This is a genomic window from Priestia sp. FW507-14D1A, assembly GCF_058781295.1.
Window position 1 is genome coordinate 506,293 of the sequence record NZ_JBYSWQ010000002.1, and the last position, 25,798, is coordinate 532,090.

At 32.3% G+C, this 25,798-nt stretch carries 23 protein-coding genes and 1 riboswitch; of the genes, 4 read left to right on the forward strand and 19 right to left on the reverse strand.

The window, feature by feature from the left end; translation table 11 throughout:
• Positions 1-217: 217 nt before the first annotated feature.
• From AC3WJG_RS11015 to AC3WJG_RS11100, 18 genes are all read right to left on the reverse strand, one after another.
• Positions 218-1,618 carry a right-handed parallel beta-helix repeat-containing protein gene (locus AC3WJG_RS11015; protein ID WP_337133515.1) on the reverse strand — a complete coding sequence of 467 codons (1,401 nt, stop codon included), beginning with the start codon at positions 1,616-1,618 and terminating at the stop codon, positions 218-220.
• 782 nt (positions 1,619-2,400) lie between these two features.
• A complete protein-coding gene (locus AC3WJG_RS11020) occupies positions 2,401-3,456 on the reverse strand; it encodes an acyltransferase family protein (protein WP_337133516.1) in 1,056 nt (351 codons plus the stop codon).
• 931 nt (positions 3,457-4,387) lie between these two features.
• Entirely contained in the window at positions 4,388-5,419 is a 1,032-nt protein-coding gene (locus AC3WJG_RS11025; RefSeq protein WP_337133517.1) for an SDR family NAD(P)-dependent oxidoreductase, read from the reverse strand.
• Positions 5,394-6,770, reverse strand: coding sequence for a UDP-glucose dehydrogenase family protein (locus AC3WJG_RS11030; RefSeq protein WP_337133518.1), 1,377 nt, complete (start codon positions 6,768-6,770; stop codon positions 5,394-5,396). The genes AC3WJG_RS11025 and AC3WJG_RS11030 overlap by 26 nt, the downstream gene beginning before the upstream one ends.
• Positions 6,771-6,898: 128 nt before the next feature.
• Complete coding sequence (locus AC3WJG_RS11035) at positions 6,899-8,362, reverse strand: lipopolysaccharide biosynthesis protein (protein ID WP_337133519.1); 1,464 nt, start codon at positions 8,360-8,362, stop codon at positions 6,899-6,901.
• A 237-nt stretch (positions 8,363-8,599) separates the two neighbouring features.
• Complete coding sequence (locus AC3WJG_RS11040; RefSeq protein WP_337133520.1) at positions 8,600-9,586, reverse strand: glycosyltransferase family 2 protein; 987 nt, start codon at positions 9,584-9,586, stop codon at positions 8,600-8,602.
• Positions 9,587-9,653: 67 nt separating this feature from the next.
• The gene (locus AC3WJG_RS11045; RefSeq protein ID WP_337133522.1) at positions 9,654-10,775 is read right to left on the reverse strand and encodes a polysaccharide pyruvyl transferase family protein; all 1,122 of its coding nucleotides are present in this window, start codon (positions 10,773-10,775) and stop codon (positions 9,654-9,656) included.
• Between the two features lie 19 nt (positions 10,776-10,794).
• Positions 10,795-12,006 carry an O-antigen ligase family protein gene (locus tag AC3WJG_RS11050; protein WP_337133524.1) on the reverse strand — a complete coding sequence of 404 codons (1,212 nt, stop codon included), beginning with the start codon at positions 12,004-12,006 and terminating at the stop codon, positions 10,795-10,797.
• On the reverse strand, positions 12,003-13,202 hold the full coding sequence (locus tag AC3WJG_RS11055; protein WP_337133525.1) for a glycosyltransferase family 4 protein: 1,200 nt from the start codon (positions 13,200-13,202) through the stop codon (positions 12,003-12,005). Before AC3WJG_RS11055 ends, AC3WJG_RS11050 begins: the two co-directional genes overlap by 4 nt.
• A 20-nt stretch (positions 13,203-13,222) precedes the next feature.
• Positions 13,223-14,212 (reverse strand): glycosyltransferase family 8 protein, encoded by a 990-nt coding sequence (locus AC3WJG_RS11060; protein ID WP_337133526.1) that lies wholly within the window; start codon positions 14,210-14,212, stop codon positions 13,223-13,225.
• A gap of 45 nt (positions 14,213-14,257) precedes the next feature.
• Complete coding sequence (locus AC3WJG_RS11065) at positions 14,258-15,409, reverse strand: glycosyltransferase family 1 protein (RefSeq protein WP_337133527.1); 1,152 nt, start codon at positions 15,407-15,409, stop codon at positions 14,258-14,260.
• Positions 15,406-16,518: a glycosyltransferase family 4 protein gene (locus AC3WJG_RS11070; protein ID WP_337133528.1), complete on the reverse strand. Its 1,113-nt coding sequence runs from the start codon at positions 16,516-16,518 to the stop codon at positions 15,406-15,408. The genes AC3WJG_RS11065 and AC3WJG_RS11070 overlap by 4 nt, the downstream gene beginning before the upstream one ends.
• A 126-nt stretch (positions 16,519-16,644) precedes the next feature.
• Positions 16,645-17,283 carry a sugar transferase gene (locus AC3WJG_RS11075; protein WP_337133888.1) on the reverse strand — a complete coding sequence of 213 codons (639 nt, stop codon included), beginning with the start codon at positions 17,281-17,283 and terminating at the stop codon, positions 16,645-16,647.
• Positions 17,283-18,398, reverse strand: a complete 1,116-nt coding sequence (locus AC3WJG_RS11080) for a DegT/DnrJ/EryC1/StrS family aminotransferase (protein ID WP_337133529.1) — start codon at positions 18,396-18,398, stop codon at positions 17,283-17,285. Before AC3WJG_RS11080 ends, AC3WJG_RS11075 begins: the two co-directional genes overlap by 1 nt.
• A 55-nt stretch (positions 18,399-18,453) precedes the next feature.
• A complete protein-coding gene (locus AC3WJG_RS11085) occupies positions 18,454-19,074 on the reverse strand; it encodes an acetyltransferase (protein WP_337133531.1) in 621 nt (206 codons plus the stop codon).
• A 61-nt stretch (positions 19,075-19,135) separates the two neighbouring features.
• Complete coding sequence (locus AC3WJG_RS11090; protein ID WP_337133533.1) at positions 19,136-20,956, reverse strand: polysaccharide biosynthesis protein; 1,821 nt, start codon at positions 20,954-20,956, stop codon at positions 19,136-19,138.
• Between the two features lie 92 nt (positions 20,957-21,048).
• Entirely contained in the window at positions 21,049-21,192 is a 144-nt protein-coding gene (locus tag AC3WJG_RS11095; RefSeq protein ID WP_337133535.1) for a hypothetical protein, read from the reverse strand.
• A 537-nt stretch (positions 21,193-21,729) separates the two neighbouring features.
• Complete coding sequence (locus tag AC3WJG_RS11100; protein ID WP_337133537.1) at positions 21,730-21,942, reverse strand: hypothetical protein; 213 nt, start codon at positions 21,940-21,942, stop codon at positions 21,730-21,732.
• Between the two features lie 1,063 nt (positions 21,943-23,005).
• Here AC3WJG_RS11100 and AC3WJG_RS11105 point away from each other — a divergent pair.
• The 4 genes from AC3WJG_RS11105 (at position 23,006) to AC3WJG_RS11120 (ending at position 24,892) form a co-directional block, all read left to right on the forward strand.
• Positions 23,006-23,359, forward strand: a complete 354-nt coding sequence (locus AC3WJG_RS11105; RefSeq protein WP_337133539.1) for a helix-turn-helix domain-containing protein — start codon at positions 23,006-23,008, stop codon at positions 23,357-23,359.
• Between the two features lie 209 nt (positions 23,360-23,568).
• Positions 23,569-23,697, forward strand: a complete 129-nt coding sequence (gene sinI / locus AC3WJG_RS11110; protein WP_218215610.1) for a DNA-binding anti-repressor SinI — start codon at positions 23,569-23,571, stop codon at positions 23,695-23,697.
• A gap of 122 nt (positions 23,698-23,819) precedes the next feature.
• Positions 23,820-24,302 carry a VanZ family protein gene (locus AC3WJG_RS11115; RefSeq protein ID WP_492588232.1) on the forward strand — a complete coding sequence of 161 codons (483 nt, stop codon included), beginning with the start codon at positions 23,820-23,822 and terminating at the stop codon, positions 24,300-24,302.
• Positions 24,303-24,654: 352 nt separating this feature from the next.
• Positions 24,655-24,747, forward strand: a riboswitch (cyclic di-GMP riboswitch).
• A gap of 19 nt (positions 24,748-24,766) precedes the next feature.
• Positions 24,767-24,892, forward strand: coding sequence for an anti-repressor SinI family protein (locus AC3WJG_RS11120; RefSeq protein ID WP_289578766.1), 126 nt, complete (start codon positions 24,767-24,769; stop codon positions 24,890-24,892).
• A 43-nt stretch (positions 24,893-24,935) separates the two neighbouring features.
• Here the strand turns inward: AC3WJG_RS11120 and AC3WJG_RS11125 are convergent, their stop codons facing one another.
• A complete protein-coding gene (locus AC3WJG_RS11125) occupies positions 24,936-25,727 on the reverse strand; it encodes a histidinol-phosphatase HisJ family protein (protein ID WP_337133546.1) in 792 nt (263 codons plus the stop codon).
• Positions 25,728-25,798: the final 71 nt, after the last annotated feature.

Consider the following 25,798-nt stretch of genomic DNA (forward strand, 5'->3'; position numbering starts at 1 on the left):
CAAATCGTCGCTGGTACTAAAAATAAGACATTCTAAATGCAGTTAAGGTTGGTCCAACTACTCCTTCCAAAACATACGCGTGCACAAAAGCTAGTGGAACTGGATATAGTAATACCTTTTACTATATCCAGTTCCACTAGCTTCGTTTTGCTTAACATTATTTAATTGCTCCAACGACAACACTAACATATGTTAGATTTTTAAAAAGTAGCTCTGTTTAAGTTACTGGTTGTACCATTATTTCTGATGTATTAGTACCACTGGCTTTTTTTTCACCTGTTATATTACCTCTGTAATAATTATTGTACCCTAATACAACATTAGTGACTGATGTTTTGTTACTAACCAATAAACCATATCTTTGTGTGGGAGTAGCTTGAGTATCAATAAACTGACACTGATTAAATGTAATACGATCAATTACATTTCTATTATCAAAATTATCTATAATACATCCATCGTATTTATTTGCCGATTCTTTTCCATTGTTTTTAAAGACACAAAAATCAAATAGTATATTTTTAGTGCCCATTCCCCCGTTCAATCTCTGTCGTGTGGTTGTTAAATTTGCGCCATGACTATAGGAATCTAAAAAGTTACATGTATATAAAGAGATATTGTTGTTATCTCTGGCCATCATTAAGCCGTTTCTATTACTACTCATTGTACAACCTCTTAACGTAACATCTATTGCATGCGTTATGGAAACTCCATAATCTCTATTGTTATTAAACTCAGAATTTACAACATTAATTTTACTTGTTTTTTCATCAATACCAAGTATTTGTAACCCACTTCTATTACCTGTGCATTTGATATTATCAAGAACAATATTCTTAGTGTAGTTATTAGGATTGGGTTCAATATCTATACCCGCTTCAGGTAAAGTTCCTACTGTATTAATGAATGCGCTATCGCGTATAACTACTCCATCAGCATAAGTTATAGATATTCCCTGCCTTCTGTTTTGGTCACATACAACATTGTAAATTTTACTATTCGTAGAAGCATACGCTCCTCCCATGTAAATACCGTCCCCCCACATTTTTGATATCTGAATGTTTCTTAAGACCGTGTTTGCGGCCTGAGAGCCTATAACAATACCGTGACCATGTTCCCCCCTTGTTCCCAAATGGGTATCTTTATCACCTTCTAAATATCCACCTTCTATAGTAACGTCACTCACATAAACTATGTCGAATATTCGATATGAATCGCTGTTGTTTGGGATAACTTTAAGTTTTGTATTTGGGGACAATATTATTGTTTGTTTAGATTTAGGTTTTATTCCTGTTACAGCATTGATCATATAAGTACCATTAGGAATATAAATTATCCCGCCGTTTGGAATACTATTAATTGCCGCTTGAATAGCCGATGTATCATCTGCAATCCCATTACCCTCAGCTCTGAAATCTTCTTTAACATCTATCCATACATTAGTTTTCTTTTTTGGTGCCTTTTCTGCCAATTCTGACGTATAACTACTTAAACCTTTCTGTAAATCACCCATTTTATCATCAATCTTAGAAAAGTTAGGGTTCAATTCAGCGCGCTTTAAATAGTCATCGGGTGCCCATATATCTAAGTGTAAATTTGGTGTCTTATTTGATGTCATCTTTTTCCCCCTCCTGGTACACTTATTTGCTAATCCCCTTAGAAATGTGTCTTTCTAATTCGCTAAAGTTTATGCGGTTACTCGTTTTCATATACCTTTTTAATATAATAAAAAAGCCGCTCCTTAAAGGGCAGCAGTTATGTTTATTCGTTTATTTTTTCTTTATTGAGAATCTGATATGTATACTACTTCAACAATCCGAATTCTTCAGAAGTCAACAAAATGACTTAAAATATATCTTTTAACCATTTTAGGCTGGGAATTTAGAGAGTGTAAGTGAATCCTTAACCCTTATAAAGAATACAATAACTTTTACGAATAATGAAGAAAAGAGTTAAAAGAGTATACAGATATCGTTCTGTAGAAAAAATAACTTCAAGTAATTCTGATAAGTTTATTATTTCTTTAGTCTTATTTCTTCATTAGAAATATAAAATGCTTAGAGTGGTTAAGAAGCTAATGTTACTAAATCTTATTTAAGCAACATAGAGCGTAACCTTAATACCAATCTAACGATTAAATTCGTAGAGAAAGGACGACTAGTTATTAGACCTCGCACTTCTGCGAAGTTTGTGCACAGAATCTGAGAGAGCTTTAATATTTTGTTCATCGTTAAAACCATTTTAAAGCAAAATAAAAACGCCCAGCAACAATATGCGAGCGTTTAAGATACATTTTTATCAATGCTAGTGATAGATAATTTTACGATTAGTTGGCTTTGACATTAAAAAATCGTTGTTACACAGTATCATCTAATTATGGCATGGTTTTATTAGTAAACCTCATTTGCTAACCACGTTTTTTCCTGAATCAATATTTGATTTTTTAATTGAGATAGTAGTCCCCTTAAATAAAAATGACAATAATGGAATTTTATTTATACCAAGACCTAAACATAAAGAAATTGAAATTGCAATAATTGAAGAAATTAATGGGTTTCCTAAGAACCCTATATTTACTTTTTCATTAAGGACAGATACTGCATTTAAACCTATACTTCCGTGAAAACCTAGAATAAGAATAGATTGCATTCCCATATAAGAAAAAGTTAGAGAGACAATTTTAATCTTAGAAAGAATATATTTACACAAAAATAATACTACGAATGCTCCAGAAATTCCCCCAACATAAAACAAAAAAAGATTTCCATATATTCTATTATTCATGTCAACATGTGTGTTGTATATTAAAGAAATAATAAATACAACTAGTGATAAAAACGTAGCTGAAATCATTATTTTATGATTATATAAAACACGAATTTCTTTCAATACCCCCCCTAAATAAACAAAAGGTAGTGCGACTAGAGCAACATCTAGCCCCCACGGCATCCAGGAGATTTTACTGATAAGATATCCAGCAATACCGATTAATGAAAATATTATTATTTTAGCCGGTAAAGAATTTTTGATTAGTAATTTTTGAATCAAAACGAAAATTACTAATGTACAAAATAAACAAGGCAAAAACCAAATAGGTATATTACCTATGATCCAATTACCGTTCCCATAAATCATTCCAAAAATTGGCTTACCCCATTGAACATCAACATTTTGAATTGAGGATAAAAAATACCAAACTATCGCTGACATTAAACAAAAAACAAAATAAGGTAATATTAAGGTTCTAATTTTATCTACCAACAATAATTTGAAATTATTCAGGTATTTAGAATTACTAAATAAATATCCTGACACTAAAAAAAATAAAGGCATTCTAAATGCACTTAAAGTCTGTCCAAGCATTCCTTCTGAAGCACCCGCATGTCCGAAAACCACCAAAAATATAGTAATACCTTTTACTATATCTAGTTCAACTAGTCTTTTTTTATTTAACATTATTTAATACCTCCAATAACAATACCAACTTTACATGTATATAAAGAGATATTGTTATTATCTATAGCCATCATTAAGCTGTTTCTATTACCCATGCAATTAATATTATCAAGAACAATATTCTTAGTGTAGTTATTAAGATTTGGCTCAATATCTATACCCGCTTCAAGTAAAGTTCCTGACGTATCGATAAATTCACTATCACGTATAACTACTCCATCAGCATAAGTTATAGATACTCCCTGCCTTCTGTTTTGGTCACATAAAAAATGTGAATTTCACCATATATAGAACCGTATGCTCGTCCCACGTAAATACCGTCCTCCTACATTTTAGATATCTGAATGTCTCTTAAGACCGTGTTTGCGGCCTGAGAGCCTGTAACAATACTGTGACCATATTCCCCTGTTGTTCCCGATGGGTATCTTTATCACCTTATAAATATACACCTTCTATAGTAACATCACTGACATAAACTATGTCGAATATTTGATATGAACCGTTGTTGTTTAGAATAACTTCAAGTAATCGTAGTAATTTTATTATAGAATAAAATTCAATAATAAACGGATGAAAATAACTTTATTCGTTTATTATTATTTTATCGCCTTAATCTTATTTCTTTATTGAAGGTATAAAATGCTTAAAAAGGTATTAAAATATTTTCTCATATAACTTACTAATTGAGTCAATCACATAATATTTAAATCAACAAATAAACATAAATGATAAAGAAATACAGAAACAATACTGTTCACTTATAAGTGAACAGTATTGACTTTATGAGATTGTTAAGTTTGTTTAAATTGATAAGGTTATGACTTATGAAAGTGATCTAATTAAATAATAAAAAATTTATAAAATTTCCATATAATAACAAACAGCTATCCAAAAATTTTATGATCTGAAAGATTAAATGAACGGAAATAATCTATTTTACTTTGTAATAATCCACATACCAATTAGAAAATCTTTGTAAACCTTCTTTTATCGATGTCTCTGGCTTAAACTTTACAGCCTGTTGTAATAAATCTGTAGATGCATAAGTAGCTGGCACATCACCTGGCTTGATAGATTCAAATATTTTCTCAAATAGCACCTGTCTGCCTAGAGCATTACCCAAACACTTTTCCAAGGTATCAATAAAAACCATCAGTTTCTCTGGATTATTGTTTCCGATATTGAACACTTTATGAGGCACATTGTTTTCTTCAACAGAAGGATTTGGAAGTAAGAGCTCAATTCCTTCTACAATGTCATCAATGTATGTGAAATCTCTATATAAGTCTTTCTCAAAATCACCGTTATTGTATATTTGGATTGGCTCATTTGCGAAATACTTGTTTGCAAATCCAAAGTACGCCATATCTGGCCGGCCCAATGGACCATACACTGTGAAGAATCGAAGTCCTGTAGCTGGAATATTATACAAATGGCTATAAGTATGAGCCATCAGCTCATTGGATTTTTTGGTTGCTGCATAAAGCGATACTGGATGATCAACAAAATCTGTTTCTTCAAATGGAACCTTCTTATTGGAACCATATACAGAACTTGAAGAAGCATAAATTAGATGATCTACTGGATAATGTCTGCAAGCTTCAAGAATATTGTAGAAACCAATAACATTACTTTGCATATACACACTAGGATTTTCAATTGAGTAGCGCACCCCTGCTTGAGCAGCTAAGTTTACAACAATTTCTGGTTTATATTCTTTAAACACATTAGTAAGAGCTTCTTGATCTGAAATATCTACTTTTAGGAACGTAAATTTTTCGTATGGTTCTAATTGCTCAAGACGAGTATGTTTAAGATTTACATCATAATAATCATTAACATTATCAATTCCAATAACTGTGCATCCTTGCTCTAGTAATTTCTTTGATAAGAAGTAGCCAATAAACCCTGCTGCTCCTGTGATAAGATATGTTTTATTAAGATCTAACTGATTGTAGGTCACGTTGGTTTAGCTCCTTCATGGTTTGTCTTTCTACTATTTTTCTTCCAATAGAATGATACTCTACTTGTGCTTGTTCCATTTCATCTACACTATAGATATTTCGTCCATCGTAAACTAAAGGAGTTCTCATTAATTCCTTATACATGCTTGGCTTAACTTCTTTTATTTCACCCCACTCTGTAAAAATGAAACAAACATTGGCATCTTTAATTGCCTCTTCTACATTAAACACATAAGTAATACTTCCTTTACTATAACGACCTTCAGGATGTACTTTCGCAAAGTTGTCTGCTCCAACTGGATCAAAAGCATAAATGTCTGCGCCTTGGTCTAATAATAAAGGTATATTCTCAAGAGAAGCGGCTTCGCGTAAATCGTCTGTTCCCGGTTTGAATGTTAAACCTAATATAGCAACTTTTAGACCATTAAATGTAATAAATCGACGACTTGCTTTTTTATAAAGCATGGTCTTTTGATCTTTATTTACATCAATAGCAGCTTGTACTGTTTTCAGCTCGTAACCATTTTGTTTTGCGAGGTAATCTAATGCTTTTGTATCTTTAGGAAAGCATGATCCGCCAAATCCAATGCCTGCATTTAAAAACTTACTGCCAATACGCTTGTCAAAGCTCATCCCTTTTGCAACGTCTTGGATATCAGCTCCGACTAACTCACAAAGGTTCGCAATATCATTCATATAGGAAATTTTTAATGCTAAAAAGTCATTTGAAGCATATTTAATCATCTCAGCAGATCTTCTGTTTACTGAGACAATCGGAAGATTAAATGGTTTATAAATATTTTGTAAAATTTTTTCAGCCCATCTACTTTCTGTGCCGATGATAACCCTTTCTGCATGTAACGTATCATGCACTGCAGACCCTTGCGCTAAGAACTCTGGGTTTGATGCAACTTCTACTCTCACATCATTGATTAAGAAATCTTGAATAAATTGTTCTACTTTATCATTCGTTCCGACTGGCACTGTTGACTTAACTATAACTAAGCAATTTTTTTCTACCGACTCAGCAATTTGTCTTGCAACTGTGGCAATATAAGAAAGGTCTGCAGATCCATCTGGTTTTTCCGGCGTTCCCACCCCAATAAAGATAGCGTCTGCCTCTTTATATGCAGATTCATAGTCTGTTGTGTAATTAAGGTTCCCACATCCATAGTTTTTTATCATTAAATCTTGTAAGTCTGCTTCATAGATTGGTGAAATGCCAGATTTCATTAATTCTACCTTGTTTTGGTCAATATCTACACAAGTTACTTGATGACCCATTTCAGCAAAACATACGCCTGCTACTAGACCAACATACCCTGTTCCTGCAACTGCTATTTTATACATAATTTCATTACCTACCTTCATATACTACATATAAGGAATGTCTTATATATCTCTCTACCTATATTAGTTTTAAAGTACCAAGATGATTTTTTGTGATATAACTATTCCAGAAATATAGATGTTATATATTATATTTTAGATTTATAACGTTTATATAATAATTCCCTAATTATGTTTTTGATATAGATGTAACTTTCGAGCTTTAACAAATGTGCAAGCCCTAGATACACAACTAGACCTATTACAATTTGAATAAGCAATATCATTAAAGTACTATAACTAAATAATGTTACACTAAAAACTGTGCACCCCATTATTATTGATAATAATAGAGGCGGAACAATATCTTTCATTTGTTCTTTATATCCGTAGTTTAGTAATTTCCTACTAGGATAAGAATTAATGAATGTAAAGAACACAGAACTAAGAGCTCCACCTAAAGCTATGGCATATATTCCGAAGAATGAGGTGAAAATTAATATTGAAACACCTATAATTTTCTTATAAATCTCTAGCTTAAGGAAAATATCACTGCGACCTAAAGCATTAAATGCTTGTAAATTGGCTGTTTGAATAGGTTGGAAAGCATAAAACAAGCAATATATTTGTAGAAATGTAACAGCAGGTAACCATTTATCACCAAGAATAATTGATATAAAAGACTCTGCGCTCGCTGCTAAACCAGCCATAGCAGGAAGTATAAGAAAAGCACTTGTCTTTATAGATCTCCGCATCATCCTTTTCATTTTTTCAAGGTCCGCTTGATGAGAGGAATATGCCGGTAACATGACTGTTTGAATGGAACTATCAATATTAGAAACTATTAAACTAGGAAACTGTTTTCCTCGGTTAAAAAAACCTAATATATCCGACATATATTTCTTACCAATAACTAAAGCGAATACCTCATTGTATATAGTATTTATTAAATTAGAGACCATAAGTTTCCATCCGAATGAAAATAGTATTTTTAATCGTTCAAAAGAAAAAGCGAAAGTAGGACGCCACTTTACACTAAACCACATAACTAGACAAATGATTATACTGCTGGATAATTGCTGTGCAACAATTGACCAAGGACCAAACTGATAATAGGCCAAAGTGATACCTATAGTCCCGGAGATTATAGTTGCAATAAAGTTACTTATAAAGAGAAATCTAAATTGCATTTTTTTAATAACTATAGCACTTTGTATCGCATTTAAAGAGAAAGGAAGTAATGTAAGGGATAAAACTCTTATAACAGGAATTAGTTCATTCATAGCAAAAAATTTTGCAATTAAAGGTGCAATTAAGTATAGAATAGTGTATAAGAGGGAAGCAATCAGAAGACTAACATATAGTACTGTAGAAAAATCTTCCTCTTTTACATCTTTTCGTTGGATAAGTGCTGTGCCTAATCCACTTTGGACAAAAACGTTTGCTATAGTAATAAATACTGTAATGAGAGCTATCAATCCAAAATCGGATGGAGCAAGTGAGCGAGCCAATACTATAGAAATAATAAGCGAAATCCCTTGCGTTCCTAACCTTTCTGAAAATTTCCACAAAAGACTGTTAATTATCTTTTTCCTCTGATTATTGCTATTCATTTAAAGTTCTTCCTTCAGTAATATTATATAAAGCTCTTTAAGTGAATCAATTTCATAACTACTAAATCAAAAGATGAAAAACGAACGAATAGTGAAAATTAAGAAGCCGTAATATTCACCTTTGAATAAGCAATGTTGGCGATATTGATTTTTAAGTTCGTTTGTATTGATAAGATCCTGACTTATGAAATTGACTCAACTGTATAGATTCTAAGCTTGATCAATAAAAGTAAAGATCTACCTTAGTTTCTCTAGTAAAAATTTAAATTTGAAAAAGTTAAAAATAAGTTTAGTATTTCTAATTCTTAATAAATTATTAAATATGCGATAGTCTCCTCTTGAGTGTTTTGCATTTTTAACTGCTAAAACAATATCTGCTTGGTTTATATACTTTTTAATTATTCTAATTGCATCTTTTTTATCCATAAGCTTACATACATCTCTATAATATGCGTGAACACCTAGAACACTTTTGTTGTATAAAAATGTTTGTTTGTATCGTTGACCGTAAAGTTTATCGCAAAATTCAAATACTTTCTTTTGATTACTGAGAAAGACATCTAGCCTGTCCTCCCTAAATTTCCGGTTTAAAGATTGTTCGTTATCAAGACACACATTGTATAAACAATCGGGAATTGATAGTACAGTGTTAGTATTTTTTAAATAGTCTAAGTTAAACCTTAAATCTTCTCCAGCTGTAGTTTTCGTATCAAAACATTCTGTTATCAGTTCCTTTTTATATAATTTGTTACAAGGCGAAGCTAATATCTTAAAAAGTTCAAAGAAATCCTCAGGATTTGTATGCACTGAATACTTTTTCTCTGGTAAATGAGGGGTTCTCAGAAGTTTTTCATGTTTAATTACATTTAAACCACAGACAATTTCATCCACTTCTTGAGACTCCATGTATTTTACTAAAGTTGCACAGGCATTACTCTCCAACCAATCATCACTATCGACAAATTGAATGTATTTGCCTTTAGCCATCTTTAGTCCAACATTTCTTGCTACAGAAGGTCCTTGATTTTTCTGATGTATTACTTTAATTCTACTATCTAAATTTGAATATTTTTCGCATATATCTCCACTCTTATCAGGCGATCCATCATTAATCAATATAATTTCAAGTTCTTTATAATTCTGTTTAGTTACACTCTCCAGACAACGAGACAACCACTTCTCAGATTTATATACCGGAATAATAATAGTTACTAATGAATTCATTAATTAGCTCCCTTTTGTTTTCTATTAAAAAGAAACGTAATCAACATTATCTTTTCAATATATATTTTCAATTTAAAACTTCCTTAGAGTCTTGAATATTCATTTTTTCAATAGACTCTTCTAGAAATTCATAAGATTTCGCTTTCTCATTATCCAATCTTTTTAAAACATTTTTATAATCTATTGAATTATAAGTTTGGGTCTCACCATTGACAATCTGACGTTCCCCTAAGTTTAGCTTTGCTACTAAAGTTTCTATTCTAGAATTATTATTTTGAGGTTTAACATCTAATTCAAAAAAGAAATCCTTCTCAAATAGTATAGAGAAGCATATTCCATGAAAAGAACTCGATAAAACAAACTTTGCATTTTCAACGTAGTTCAGAAATTCTGTTGGCGAGCAGTCCCTAATGTTTTTTACTCCTTTCTTAGGTATAGGTGAATTATGTATACATATGACTTCGCAATTGTATTTTCTCCCTAATTTTTTTGCAAATTCAATAATTGAAGGAGTAGCTGCAATAATATAGACTAAAATATATTCTTTATTATTGCTTTTCTTTTCATAATTAATTTCTTTCCATTCTAATTTATCTAAGAGTAATGTAGGATCTAAGACCACTTGAGCCTCTCTACTAGTTAACTCTTGAGTTATAACTTTTCCCGAGGTTTCCCTCACAGATATAGAATTCAATTTAGAAATTCCCTCATATGTTTTTGCGCGATGTATTGCTGGCACTTCCTTATACCCGAAGCTAGCTGCGTAAGAAATTTTATTCTTACTATCTTCCACAAAACTCAAAAAATAATTTTCATCTTCTCCATTAAGATTCATATTCCATACTTGATCGCTTCCTACTATAAAAGCATCATATTTATCATTGGATTCATGTATGTTGTCTTCCTTGTATACTGTAGAGCTGAAATTTTGATACTTTTGATTAAATTCACTAAATTTCACCCGTTTTCTTTTCTCTTTGTTGACATTTAACAACCACTTTATTAGCTCTTTTGGTGACTTAATTTGCATTATATTCTTAGTTTTATAGGTTTCTTCTAAATAACTATTTCTATAGTCAATAATTTCGCATTGATGGCCCATTTTTGTTAAAACTTGCTGCAATGCATATGCTTGTAATACCGCTCCAACGTTTAGCGCGTTCTGATAGGTTAAAATAGCTAGCTTCATAAGTTATACTCCTTCAATCTCAAACTTTAGATTTTATTTCTTTATATACTGAGTTAACAACTGTTATCATTATCATATAAGGTAATAAATATATAGGTGAATATAGAGGGTTTCCACTTAATCCATACAATAGAAAGTAAATTTGCAAATATAAACCAACAGAGAGAGGTAGTTTAAGATTGCCTGATAAACTTCGAGTCCTGTTAATAATTATTATGGAATTAACTAAGGACGTAAGAAAAGCTAGAGTAAAACATGTAAACCCTACAATTCCGGTTTCTGCTAATAGTTGAATATAAATGTTATGAGCCATTTCTCCTATATGAGAAAGTATGGTACCTGCCCCTACACCTAGTATTGGATTGTCCTTGAATATATTAATTGATAATTCCCACAAATCAGTTCTCCCGTTAGTAACATCATCAGCATCAGATAGTAAATTAAATTTTTCAACTAGGTGTCCAGCCGCTGGCACATAATTTAGGATTATATAACCAAGGAATATTACAAAGATGGGAATGTAGGCATTTTTTAATGTAAACCCACGTTTATTTCTACTCATTAATGCAAATACAATAAACATCGCTATGCCATTAACAACCAATTGACTCCTTTTTGCAGTCAGAAATAGTGCTATAATTGCCACAATTAACCCTAAAATAAGCAGTAACTTCTTGTTTGATTCCGTCAATAATTTACTAAAAACAATAGCTATGAAAATGGAAATATAAAATGCATTTATTCCTGTTTGCCCTGTTATACCTGCATAGTTCCCTCCACTTAATAAAGTGAGATTAGAGCCATTATCGGTCGCTGAAAGTACTATGGAATTTATAGTTGTAATTACACTAGGTAGCAAATATTGTAATATCGTAAAAAAAACATGGATGAAAGAACAATAAAAAAACATTTTAATTAAAAAATCCTGCCAATGAAATTGGCTTTCATATATAATTTTTATAAAAAGTATGGCCAAAAACATTAAGAGGAATCTTAATGTACTCGAAGCATCCGAAGAGAGCAATAAAGACATACATAATATTAAAACGCACAATAGCCATATTATATTGTTATTTATTGATACTTTAGCTTCTTTAAAAGTAACTAACACAGTACACACTAATATGACTACTAATAGTTGATAGTAATTCACCACTGGCAATAGGTGACCAAAAAATACAGTAATGGTTAGAAGAGTTATAGGAATCTTTAAACGTTGATCATAACTCAACACCTAGCACTTCCTTTTTCTATATTGTTTAGTAAGTAATCAAACCTTTGACAATACTTCTCCTTACTAAACAATTTACTTTGAGCAATAGCAGCATTCATCATGGCTCCATAATTTCCGTCCATTTCTACTAGACTGTTTATAGCTTGTTTTAATTCTTTTACAAAATCGACATTAGAAGGTACTACTATGCCACATTCTTCATTTATTAGCTCTTTCATTGCTCCATTATCACTTATAATGACAGGAACCCCGCTAGCCATGAATTCTACTACTGTTAAATTAAATCCATCATTACACAATGATGGTACTACTCCAATATCTGCTATGGCATACATCTCTGGCATTTTCTCATAAGGAATATACCCTGTGAAAATGACTTCTCTCTCATGCAAAGATGAGATTTCTTGTAGGGAATTTAAATACTTATCGGATATCTGACTTCCATATCTGGCACTCCCCACAATCATTAATTTGATTTTTTCCCTTTTAGGTAAGGATATGAAAGCTTCCACTAATTCCTTCACTCCTTTTTCCGGAACTAGCCTTCCGCAATACATAACTACTATTTCATCTTCTTCTATTCCATATTTCTTACGGATACCTGTATTGTTATAAAGATCTTTACTAAAACGGTTTAAGTCTACTCCATTATATAGAGTTTTCACCTTGGAGCTTGGTGAAAGTTCTGCTACCCTATCATTTACAAAGTTACTAAGAGTATAAACCTCATCATAACAAGCTAATATACTATTACCTAATTTTGTATCCTTGTTGATATAATCATTATGTAAATGAAGAATTAGTTTACCTTTAACTAAACTCCTAAGCACTAAGCCATACTCTGGAGCATTTTCTACAATAACTATGTCATATTGGTCAAAGTCTTTTACGCAACTTTGTAATCTTTTTAAATAAGCGTTTCCTATATATAGATTAGGGATTCTGTTAATTACGTATCTCCCTAATTTATCTATTTTATAAAGAACATCGTCACTATGGATATAATGAAACTTACAGTTGGTGTAATCCTTTGATGCAATCTGAGCATCTTCATTAAATATACTAACTACCGTAATATCATAGGAATGGCTTTTTTCATTCTCTTTCAGAAACATATCTACTAGATGTTCAACAGCTCCTCCTTTTACAGGCGGAAGTGGCAAAGCACCTGAACTAATGAATAGTAACTTCATTTCTGCACTCCAATACTTCATCATAATATATTTAAATAATTATATTTTTCACTGATATATCTTCGTCGCTTAATATCTAAAAATTTCTCTAGCCCACCGAAAATTAAAAATGGAAGATTACTATAAACCCATTTTCGTAATTTAACTTTATAACTTTGATTTGATGGGTATATTTTATTGTCAAAAGTTGTCTTACTTAAATAGTCTGTATATAATCCCTTCATCGGGTGAGTACACCCTGTAAACCAAGGTCGATCATAAAATTTACTTATATAATGAACAATTACAGGGGTTTTAGTAGCTTCATCAAGAAATTGCTGAGTATAATAATTTTCAATATTGTATAGGCTCTTTATTTGCATAACATTATACAATAGAAACTGGGGCATCATGTTATATTTAGGATGAAGTATTAAAATTTTGTCTTTACAAATACCGTTTATAAGCCCTTGGTCATGATGAGGAACTTCCCCTCTAAATTTATTAACAAAATCAATGATTTTATTCTCTATATCCCATTCTCTCCAGTATTTTAAGTTCATCAACATTACTCCCGAATTAATGTATCGAGATTTTCGATTCATTCCAATGATTTCGGACATATACATAGCAGGATTGTCTTGAACCCCAGCTACAAGATAACCCTCTATGTCTGTGTTCCATAATTCTTCTAAGGAACCAGCTACTACAGTATCACAATCGAGATATAAGATTTTATCTACATTAGTAAATTTGTTTGAAATAAACAACCTAGCATAACCGGATAAAGGAAAATCATCTCTCTTTTTGAATTTTACTAGTAAAGATTCAATAGGTATAAAATATATCTGTCTCTTAAACGAATTAACTACAGACTGCAATTTTTTCTTACTTTCCTCTGTTATATTATCATCGATGAAATATATAGATATTTCATTGATATGAGTGTTATTTTCCAATAAGGAGTATAACGATGTTGCTGCATGTCTAGTATAGTTTTCATTAGATGAATATAAAATATTGATATGCATAAATACCTCCTATGTATCTTTCTATGGTTTAATAAAAGTAAACGATTAATTATCTATCTGTAAATAAAAGTTTTGTAACCACTGTGTTGAATCTATAACATCGTAGCCTTGTTTCTTTATCTCATGATGCATCTCTTTTCGTTTATACCCATGTGCATAGCTTGAAATTTTTTCTCCCCAGGTATTAACATCCTCTTCTAAAGAAACTACTTCTATTAAATCCGTTAATTGTGCCTCTTTAGGTACTCTATCGGATACAATGCATGGCAATCCTGAAGCTTGTGCTTCCACAGCAGCAATCCCTAGCCCCTCATAGATAGATGGAAAAACGAACACATCCATTAACAGTAGCATCTCTTGGACTTCAGGTTGGTTTCCAGCAAAGATCACGCTACCTTCTAAATCTAATTTCTTTACCTTGTGTTCAATGCTCTCTCTAAGTTCCCCAGCTCCTACTAATAATAATTTAGCTTTCTTCTCCTTAGATTTTATAGATTGAAATATATCAATTAGAAGTTCGTGATTTTTTGATTCATTGAACCTACCAATATGGCCTATAACAAACGAATTTTCAATCCCCCATTCCTTCCGTTTATGTATTGCAATATCTTCTCTATATACAAATTTATTGAGATTAATTGCATTATTGACTCTAAAAAAGTTTTCTCTGTGTAAAGCTTTCTTACCAAATAACCACGATCCAGCAATATTAGAGCATGCAAATAAATAATCAGCCAAGTACCTGATTGGGAATTGTAAAAAATCTTTTATATGAGCTACAAGTCCACTTCCTGAGGAAGTGCTGTGGCTATGGGCAATTATCTTTCTACCATATCTCTTTGCAATACTCATATATATGCTACCTGTACTTCGCATGTGTCCATGAATAATTTTATGTTCTGGGTGCTCATTTAGAAATCTATGCCACTCTTTAGTATATGTTAGATGATTTTTCCCATAATACCTTGGGACCCTAAATATCCTGCCACCTAACTTATGAATTTCATCTTCATAATCACATTTATCTGTTGTATGAACAACGAAATCGAATTGTACTTTAAAACGATTTATATTTCGGTATATATTCATTATCATTGTCTCTGCCCCGCCTCTATTAAGACCTCCTAAAACATGCAGTACACGAATTGGATTACTAATAGAGGGCGAGTGCGGGTTAACATGAGATAACTCAGTCATAAAACACGCTCTCTTTGTTTTACTGTCTCTTTTATTTCCCTGAGGTAAGCATTGATAACTATATTTCTATTAAACTCATTTTCCATCTTTTTTCTCCCTTGTATGCCCATGTTTCTTTTTAAAGTGTAATCCAATGAAAGAAATTTCTCTATTGCCTTTATTAAGCTATTAGTATCTTTTTGATTAACTGTGTACCCAGTAATACCATCTTCAACTATTTCTCGACAACCACTTCTATTAGTAGTAATTACTGGTCTTCCACAAGATGCACTCTCAAGTAATACATTAGACATGCCCTCCGGGTAGTATGTGGGATGAATCGTACAGTGTGATATCTCATGGAACTTTTGAACGTCTTGCTGCATTCCATGATAAATTATAATTCCCTTTTTATGCATTTCTCTTAACTTTTCCTCATAATCTTGTTCACAAAAACCGAGCACATGGAAAGTAGTATTGGAATATTTATTTTTGATATACTCCGCTGCTTCTAAATACTGATCTATCCCCTTTTGCTTCATAATACGAGCAATAAACAAAAAGTTAACATTATTATCAGCCGGATAATCTAATAAGGAGTATTCCTTAATATTAACTCCAGAACCTGGAATCAATTTACATAAGCTATTAGAAATTAAATTATTATTTATAAAAAAATCCTTGTTCTGCTCATTCTGAAAGAAAATACATTTTGCCTGCTTAAGAGCTAACTTATATAACTGTAAAGTAACTTTTTGTATCAATCCCGGTTCTTCTACTGCAGTTCCAAGTCCTGTAATATTCTCTATATATGGAATTGAAAGTGATTTACATGCTAGCCCTCCATAGATATTAGGCTTTATTGTATAAGTGAGTACTATTTCAGGTTTAATCTTCTTCATAATCTTTCTATAATTCAATAGCAATTTTAAATCCATCCATGGATTAGTCCCTCTACGTTCAAGTGGCGTTTCAATAAAATTACATCCTAAACCAACTAGTTCTGGCACTAGATCTCCATATGGGAGAGCGATGTAGACTTCATAGTTACCTACCAACTCTTTAATTAACTCTTTTCTAAATTTATATAGCCCCACGTCATTATTAGATAATATCAGAACTCTCTTCATACCGTAATCTCCCAACTGTAACACTCATAAAAGTTATATTGTAACCTTAACGTACCTCATAATTATTAATAAAAATAAAGACTAATATGGTATTACTAGATATACATAATCATAAAACTTAAGACATTATTTTTGTTCAAAACCATTCCCTCTAAAAGTTTCCATTGTAGCAGCTGTTTCTGAATTAATCCCTTCTCTTACAAATACTTTCTTTAGCGTAAGGAATATTATTTTAACGTCTGTTATAAAGCTGATTTGATTTACGTATTGTACATCCAATTTAAACTTTTCTTTCCAACTAATTGCATTCCTACCATTTACTTGCGCCAACCCTGATAATCCAGGCCTTACTTCATGACGACGTTTTTGATGTTCATTATATAAAGGCAAATACTGAACTAATAAAGGTCGAGGCCCAACAAGTGACATGTCACCCTTAAGAATATTAAATAACTCAGGTAATTCATCAAGTGACGTTGATCTCAAAAAATTCCCAAATTTAGTAAGTCGTACATCATCCGGCAATAGTTCTCCGTTTTCACCTCGTGCATCAGTCATTGTTCGAAATTTGCACATTAAAAATATCTTCTCATTCATACCAGGTCTTTTTTGTTTAAACAGAACCGGGCTACCCAACTTTACTCTTACAAGAAAAGCAACTATTAACAATACAGGACTTAAACAACCAATTGCAACTAGTGACAATATAATGTCTACCAGTCTCTTTATGTACCTTCTGTAAATGCCATTACTAGAACCTTTCATCATTCACACCACAACTTTTTAATGGTACTTACTACTCTTTCCAAGTCTTCAGAGGTCATTTTCGTGTCACTTGGCAGACAAACACCGTTTTTGAACAACTTTTCAGCTATATCTTTACCAACATAATCATATTTTTTGAAAAATGGCTGCATATGCATTGGCTTCCAAACGGGTCTCGACTCAATATCCTCTTTTTCTAATGCTTCCATAACATCAATAGGTCTTACTTTGCTATTCAAAGTCATACTGCTTAACCAATAGTTCGGTTCATCCCATTCATTGCTGGGCATGAATTCTATTCCTTCAAGCCCTTCTAATTTTGCTTTATAATAAGAGAAGATTTCTCTTTTCTTCCTTACACGCTGATCTAGAACCTTTAACTGACCTCGGCCAATACCTGCTACAACGTTGCTCATACGGTAGTTGAACCCTAATTCACTATGCTGATAATGTCTTGCTTGATCTCGACTCTGTGTAGCCCAGAAACGAGCCTTCGAGATTTTTTCTTCAATGTTTGAGACAAGCATTCCCCCACCTGAAGTTGTGATGATTTTGTTACCGTTAAAAGAAAAGATTCCATAGTCTCCAAAGGTACCTGTATGCTTTCCTTTATAGTAAGTTCCTAGGCTTTCAGCTGCATCTTCAATTAAAGAAACATGGTGTTTTGCACAAAGCTCTGTAATTCTATCCATATCAGCGGATAATCCATAAAGGTGTACAACAATAACAGCTTTTACATTAGGATACTTTGAAAAAGCCTTCTCTAATGCTTGGGGACACATATTCCATGTTTCTTCATTACTATCAATAAAAACAGGCGTTGCATTTTGATAGATTATGGGATTGGCTGTAGCTGAGAAAGTAAGGGTTGGACAAAAAACAATATCTCCTGCTTCTACTCCTGCAGCTTTTAAAGCTAAATGGATAGCCGCTGTTCCTGAAGATAAAGCTGCTGCTGATTTAGAACCGACTTTAGTTGCCAGCTCTTCTTCAAACTTGTTTACATTCTCTCCAAGAGGAGCGATCCAGTTTGTATCAAAAGCTTCTTTTACATATTCCATTTCGTACCCTTCTTCACTCATATGAGGAGAGGAAAGAAAAATTCTATCTTGCATATTATGGACTTCCTTCCATTGTAAGATATCTTCTATTTTGTTCGAATATTGTTAACTATTCTTTTATAACTGCCGGTACACCACCTACTAAAACGTTACTTGGTATATCTTTAGTTACAACTGCCCCAGCTGCTATAACAGAATCACAGCCAATATTAATATTATTTATAATAGTAGCTCCAATGCAAATCCATGTTCGCTCTCCGACTTTTACTGTGCCACCAAGATGAGTACCAGGAGATGTATGAACACCATCTTGTAATATGCAGTCATGATCAATTGTAGAAGCTGTATTAACAATACAGCTCCTCCCGATTATTGCATCAGGATTTATTACTGCTCCTGCCATTATTACAGTTCCTTCTTCTATGGAACTTTTCACACTTACTGTACTAGAGGGATGAATAAGGATTGGTATTTTAAAATCTTGTTGAATTAATTTTTTTGCCCATTTAAGCCTAGCAGTATTGCTACCAATAGCTACAAATGCGTATTCATATTCACTCTTTAGTGTAGGCAGGTCAGCTAACTTACCTACTATAGGAATGCCTAATACTTCTGAAATGTCTTCTCTATCATCTAGAAAACTAATTTCTTCCCACTGGTTCATAAGTTGAGCAATTTCAGATACTACTTTCCCATGGCCTCCAGCACCTAAAATTAATAGTTTAGCCACAATAATTTACTCCTTATCTTATTAGAGATAGAACTACCTTCTTCTGTATTAAAGGCATAATTTAATTCATATTTTGTACAAGCAAGCTTTCACGATCGTTCGCTAAGTTCAGCACATAGTCCCTAGTATACTCTGTATCGTAAACATTGTAATTATCAACCAAGGTTGAAACTCGAGAAAAATCAACTTCCACAGATTTCCCAATAAAGATCTTAGGAAAAATAGCCTCATCATGTACTTCATCTTTTCCAAGAAGCTCTTCGTACATTTTCTCCCCAGGTCGAATGCCTGAATATTTAATTCCAATCTCTTCTTCTTTATAACCTGAGAGTTTAATTAGATTCTTTGCCAGATCTACAATTTTAACAGGTTCACCCATGTCTAATACAAAAATTTCTCCGCCACGAGCAAGCGTTCCAGCTTGCATAACAAGTCTAGAAGCCTCAGGGATTGTCATAAAGTACCTTGTCATGTCGGGGTGCGTAACTGTAATAGGTCCGCCCAATTGGATTTGTTTTTTGAATAGTGGAATTACACTACCACGGCTGCCTAGAACATTTCCAAAGCGAACTGCTACAAACTTTGTCTGGCTATGCTTATCTAGTTCTTGAATTACCATTTCTGCAATTCTCTTTGTAGAACCCATAACATTTGTAGGATTAACGGCTTTATCTGAGGAAATAAGTACAAAATTACTAACTGAAAATGTATCAGCTGCCTCTGCTAAATTCTTTGTACCAATTACATTATTTTTTACAGCTTCCTTAGGGTTATATTCCATTAAGGGCACATGCTTATGAGCAGCGGCATGATATACTACATCTGGTCTGTATTTGTCCATTACATCAAAGATTCGTTGGCGATCTTGAATATCAGCGATAATAGGAATGATTTCAAATTTACCTTTAAATCGATTTCTTAACTCCATATCGATAGAATAAATAGAATTTTCTCCATGACCAAGAAGCACTATTTTTTCTGGTTTGAATTTGCTGACTTGTCGACAGATTTCAGATCCTATTGACCCTCCTGCCCCAGTTACAAGAATTGTTTTTCCACTTAACTTCTCGGATATACGTTGTACATCAAGCTCTACAGGATTCCTTCCTAACAAGTCTTCAACCCGTACATCCCGAAATTGATTTACAGATACTTTTCCTGTAATAATGTCTTCTATCATTGGCATAATCTTTATCTGAGCATTTGTTTTGCTACATTCTTGATAAATCTTTTGAAGCTCAATTTTATTTAGTGATGGTATTGCAATAATAATATGACGAATTCCATTATTCTCTACAATGTCAAATATATTCTCTGTTTTTCCAAGTACTTTAACTCCATAAATCTCAAGTTTTTGTTTTGCATCATCATCATCTACAAAAGCAATAGGTCTTAGTTCACTTTCTTTAGTTTTCAATAATTGACGAACAAGCATAGTTCCAGCAGATCCTGCTCCGACAATAAGTGCATTCTCCCTTTCTATAAATGACTTATCAAGACGACCTCTTGCCATTCTCCAAGAAAATCGTGAACCTCCAATAAGGCACATGTGTAAAAGCCATGTAATAAATAAAACCCGAATATATATATTCCCATCTACTAATAATTGAACAATAGCTGCTGCCACAATCGAAAAAGTTACAGCTTTTACAATAGCAACAAGTTCTCCCACACTAGCATATTCCCAAGCCTTGTGATATAAGTGATAAATAAAAGCAAACGCATGGTGGCTTACTAGCAAAGTCAGAGAGCTAATTATTAACATTTCAAGGCTATAAATGTTGAGATAAGGATTTAAAATATAATAACCAATAAATATTGAAAATAAGACAATGAATGAATCCATTCCTATGAGTAGTGACACTCGTTTTGAGTAATGCAACTTGACCCCTTCTTTACATGAAATTTTATTATAAAAGATAACTGTTTAAAAAAGTCAGCATTTATCTCTTAAAATTACAAATCTATAAATGTTTAACTATTACTTTCTCTTTTTCTTTTATCAATTGCATCGTTTATTACCTTTTGAATGTCCATTAATTTATCTAATGGTGCATCTTGATAGATATAGCGAATGGTTCTCTTTATTGTTTTCGGTAATTGACTGAAACTACTCATACTTTTCTCCTATCTATAATAATGTCAAAAAATAAAAATTCTGAATTCATTTAACTCTCGCTTATATATGTATAATTTGATTCTGCACAATAAGTTGATAATATCTTAAAATAATAAACCCTTTAGTTACCAGCCTCCTTATTTATTTTAAGATTAATTTCCTAAATTGATTGTTTTTTTTGGTAGATGAATTGTGCACATCGAAAGCAAAAAAAGATAATGTTTACATCAATGAATTACATAAAGAATCTTTAAATTTTCCTCTGTGTTACTTAAATTATTTCCAAAAGTCAGAAAAAATAGATAGTTCATTGAGTTGAGAGTTAAGTTAACTCTCTTTTGATGAAGGAAATTAGTAATCATATACATAATTCTTTTATAAACTTTTAAATTCACTATATTGGTTATAACCTCTAAAAAAACGCATCGTTAATCTTAATAGAATGTGAATGTAATATTAATAAGAAAAGTAAACCATTGAGAATTCTATTTTTCACGTCAAACAATCTGGAATTTAAACAAAAAATATAATAATTTTTAATTTATCTTAGTCTCCAAATCTTCTATGCTCAAATCAAGCAAATATCTACCTTTTTCTTCTTGTTTACTTATCTGCAATTCTTTATATGTTCTTTCTATTAAGCTACAAACTATATCCTTCATAGTTTTTCCGTGTTCTTCTGATATTTCAGACAACATTTTTTTTATAGATGGATCAGCATCTATTACAATTCTTTCGGTTACTGGCATATCAAATTCCCCTTATTTTGATATATTTACAACTTTTTCATTATAATGTACGTACATAAGATATTCAACCTCTTACCTAAAAAAATTACATTTATTCTCATAAAATGTTTTATAATAGATACGAAAAGCAGGAATATTGGCATGAAAAGAAAAAGAATAGTTCTATTATAAAGTTTGTATACAGATGAATATCTAGTATTATTTCTTCAAAATAACGTATATTAAAGTCATTTTTACCTAATACCTATTGTACTATTTTTAGGTTATTAATGGAAAGATACACTTAACAAATACATTTGGGTCTTCCTAGATTTTTGAAGTTATTTTAATAAAGGTAAAACAAAAATACTTTAGTATCTAGGAGTAACTAAATATCGGAAGTGAGTGCTGATTATTTTTGAACAACAGACTCCGCTAAGAATATTTTGTGCATTCTTTAGGTTCAGGTTTGTTGCAACTTTCTTCAATTCATGAACCCTTATCTTAATTTGATATTATCAATAGTATTTCAGAAATAGCATCAGAAAAACCAATATTCGTAAAAGCACTCCTTTAGTCTTTAGTTATATTAGCACCAGGTTTTTTCTTATAAAATCCTCTACTTACTTTTTAGTAATAACTTCTGAAAAATCCCCCTATTATTACTAATAGTTCTAAAATATATTAGATGCTAATTAGACTAGAGATACAGTAGATTATAACTATTTGGTATATTATGTATATAATTTAACTTTTACAGTCTTTATGTGAGGTATAGACATAAAAATTTGCTTTGAGTCAACAACTTGGATTCGAAAAGTTTAGTCTTGAGCTATTTTCTTATCTGTTCTTCAACCTTATTCTTTGCCTAAGCTTATGTTGTTATTATTTGTAAGGAATCTTTATCGAGGTTGTATATATATCAATGCAGTTATTATTAATATTAGCTGAAAAGGTTTATTTGTTCTTGAAAAAGAACAATAATATTTATTAAATATCTGTTTTTTAATGTTTTAATATTGAAAACACCAAAAATTCCTTTATAATGAACAACAGATGCTACATATAAAGGAGAGGTTTTTAGGTGATAGGTGACCGTATTAAAGAATTGAGGCTGCAAAAACGTTATTCTATTACTAGACTGGCGGAGAAAGCACAAATATCAAAATCCTACCTTTCACAAATTGAAAAAGGTTCAAACTCAAATCCTTCCTTGCAGATGCTTCACAAAATTGCTGCTTCTTTGGGCACAAGCGTTGATTATTTAATTGATGAAACAAATGAACAAATGGAAGCTGATCCATATATTACGGAAGAATGGCTGGAGTTGCTAAGCTGCGCTATAGGCCAAGGTATGACAAAAGAGGACTTTATCGAATTCTATCAGTACCTGTCCTTCAAAAAAAATCTGCAGACAGTGAAGGATTCTAAGCATTAAGTAAAAACACCGCGCTACAATACCTGTATTAACTTCTTTTTACCTATTCAAATTCACACATAAACAATTCTTTATAACTATATTCTGTGTAATATTTGCAAAGTAAAATCGATTGTTTGTATAATTGTTAATAAAAGTAAGTAAGGCTAGTATCGAGAGCTTTTTCAACCACGACAGCTTTACTCCTTAAGGTCCGGGGAGGAATAATCATGACTGACAAATTAAAAGAAAAAGTAGATTTAGAGAAAGAGTGGATTTTACTCATGAAAGAAGCCTATGAAATGGGCTTGTCCGTTGATGAGGTAAAGAAGTTTGTTCAAGAAAGCAAACAAAATTAACTGAATTTTGTTTTTTTTATCTTGGATCATTAAAAAATTTGTTATCAATACTTAAATTTCTTGCTTTTTTCTCTTTTTTTCCTTAAGCTAATACAATCAAGTAAAATAAAGGAAATGTCATCATGATAAAAAAAATCGCTGTTATCTTAATGATGCTTAGCATCGCTCATTTTTCCCACACACCTCATTTACAGGTCACAGATCCAAGCAGCTGGAGTAACTCTTCTGTTTGGGACCATAATGCTACGCTTTGGTCTATTTTAAAACCAGGCAGTGAGTTTTATACTTCCTATACATACGGGTTTAATCTAGAATTTATCCTTCGTAAAATTGCTCATATTTCCTTCTTTGGTATATTAGCTGTGTTAATTTATTGGAACTTAAAAGAAAGGCCTGGGCGTTATGTAAAAGCAGGACTGCTTCTTGCTTGCTTTGCATTTTTGGACGAGGTTCACCAAGCTTTTATTATTGGTCGAGACGGTCGAATTGTAGATGTACTTATTGACTCTTTTGGAGGCGCTCTGTTTTTATTTCTTCTATATAAGAGTAAAACAAAGCATAGAAGAGCAGAGAGAAATAGATATAGTTCTTCCATAAAAAAATGAGCCTTTTTTATCAGGGTTCATTTTTTTATAATTTTATTGTTCTCTATTCGCTTAGCAGGTCTTCTCTTAAATGTGACTGCAGGTCTGCGAAGTCCCTCCATACTTTGTAGATATTCATCCAGCGCATATCTACCTCTCCTTGTCCTATGCTTTTCTCTTCTATTGTGAATACTATTTATGAACTGCGTATAAATTAGCAGCAAAACGTTATTTTTTAAGTTTAATCATTTTACTATTCACTCGTTTTAGGATATAAAGATGGATGTAGAATGTTTTTTTTAAACCTCGACCTATTTCGACACTATTTCTGCATGCTTTCTACTAAAATAATAATAGTTATTTAAAAAATTTATTCAGATAAAGGCAAAGCTGCTGAAAAGCAGTGACGCAAAGCTTCGGGTCTAAGGCAATGTTTACAGCATGCTAAGATGGCTGGGTTCCCTGACAAGGGTGGATGAATAGTGATGAACACAAACGAAAAATTAGCAGTAGATCAAGAATGGATTGATCTAATAAAAGCAGCTCATGAACTCGGATTAAAAATAGAGGACGTCCGAGAATTCTTATTAACGAATAAGAACAACCAATAGTAAAAGCACGCTTCAATGTATTGAAGCGTGCTTTTACTATCACTTATATTTTTATTCCGTTTGGCTGACGCTGGTCAAACGTATAAACATGTGTAAATCCGCACTCCTTCGCCATTTCAACCGCTTCTTTCATATGAGCTCCTACCGTTTCAGCAAAGTGTGAATCAGATCCAATCGTTAAGATTTCTCCGCCCAAATCGCGGTACAGCCCAACAACTTCAAGTGCCGGCAATGCTTCGCCCAGCTTCCCTCTCATACCTGAAGTGTTAATTTCAATTCCAATATTACGATCAATTGCTTTTTTCAAAATATCCGCAAGAATATCTTTGAACTGATGAAAGTCGTAAATGCCGTATTGCTCAAACGCATAGCGCTTCATTAAATCTAAATGAGCCAATACATCAATATCCGCTTCACTTACTAGCTTATACATTTCGTTAAAATAAGCGCGGTAAATTGCTTCTTTGTCATTCAGCTCCAAATGTTTACGAAGCTTGATGTTATTAATGTTATGAACTGATCCTAAAATAAAATCAAAGTTCTCCTGCTTCACCGTTTCTTGATACTTCTCTTTTAAATAGTGCGGCTCACAAATTTCAATTCCTTTTTTAATCACTAGCTGATCTTGAAACTGATCTCTGCATTCCGCTAGTTCTCGTTCATATTTATCAAAATCCATATGACCGTACGTTGGCGCTAATGGATTTAATGAAAAGTGCTCGGTAAAACAAATTTCGTTTATACCGTTTTTTACAGCTTGTTCGCACACTTCTTTCATGACTGCCTGGGAGTCAAATGAATTGTTTGTGTGATGATGGTAGTCTATTAGATACATAATTTAGTCACCTCTAGGTTTATTATACATCTCTCTTACTCTCACTGCACATAGAGACCCTTCTACCGCTT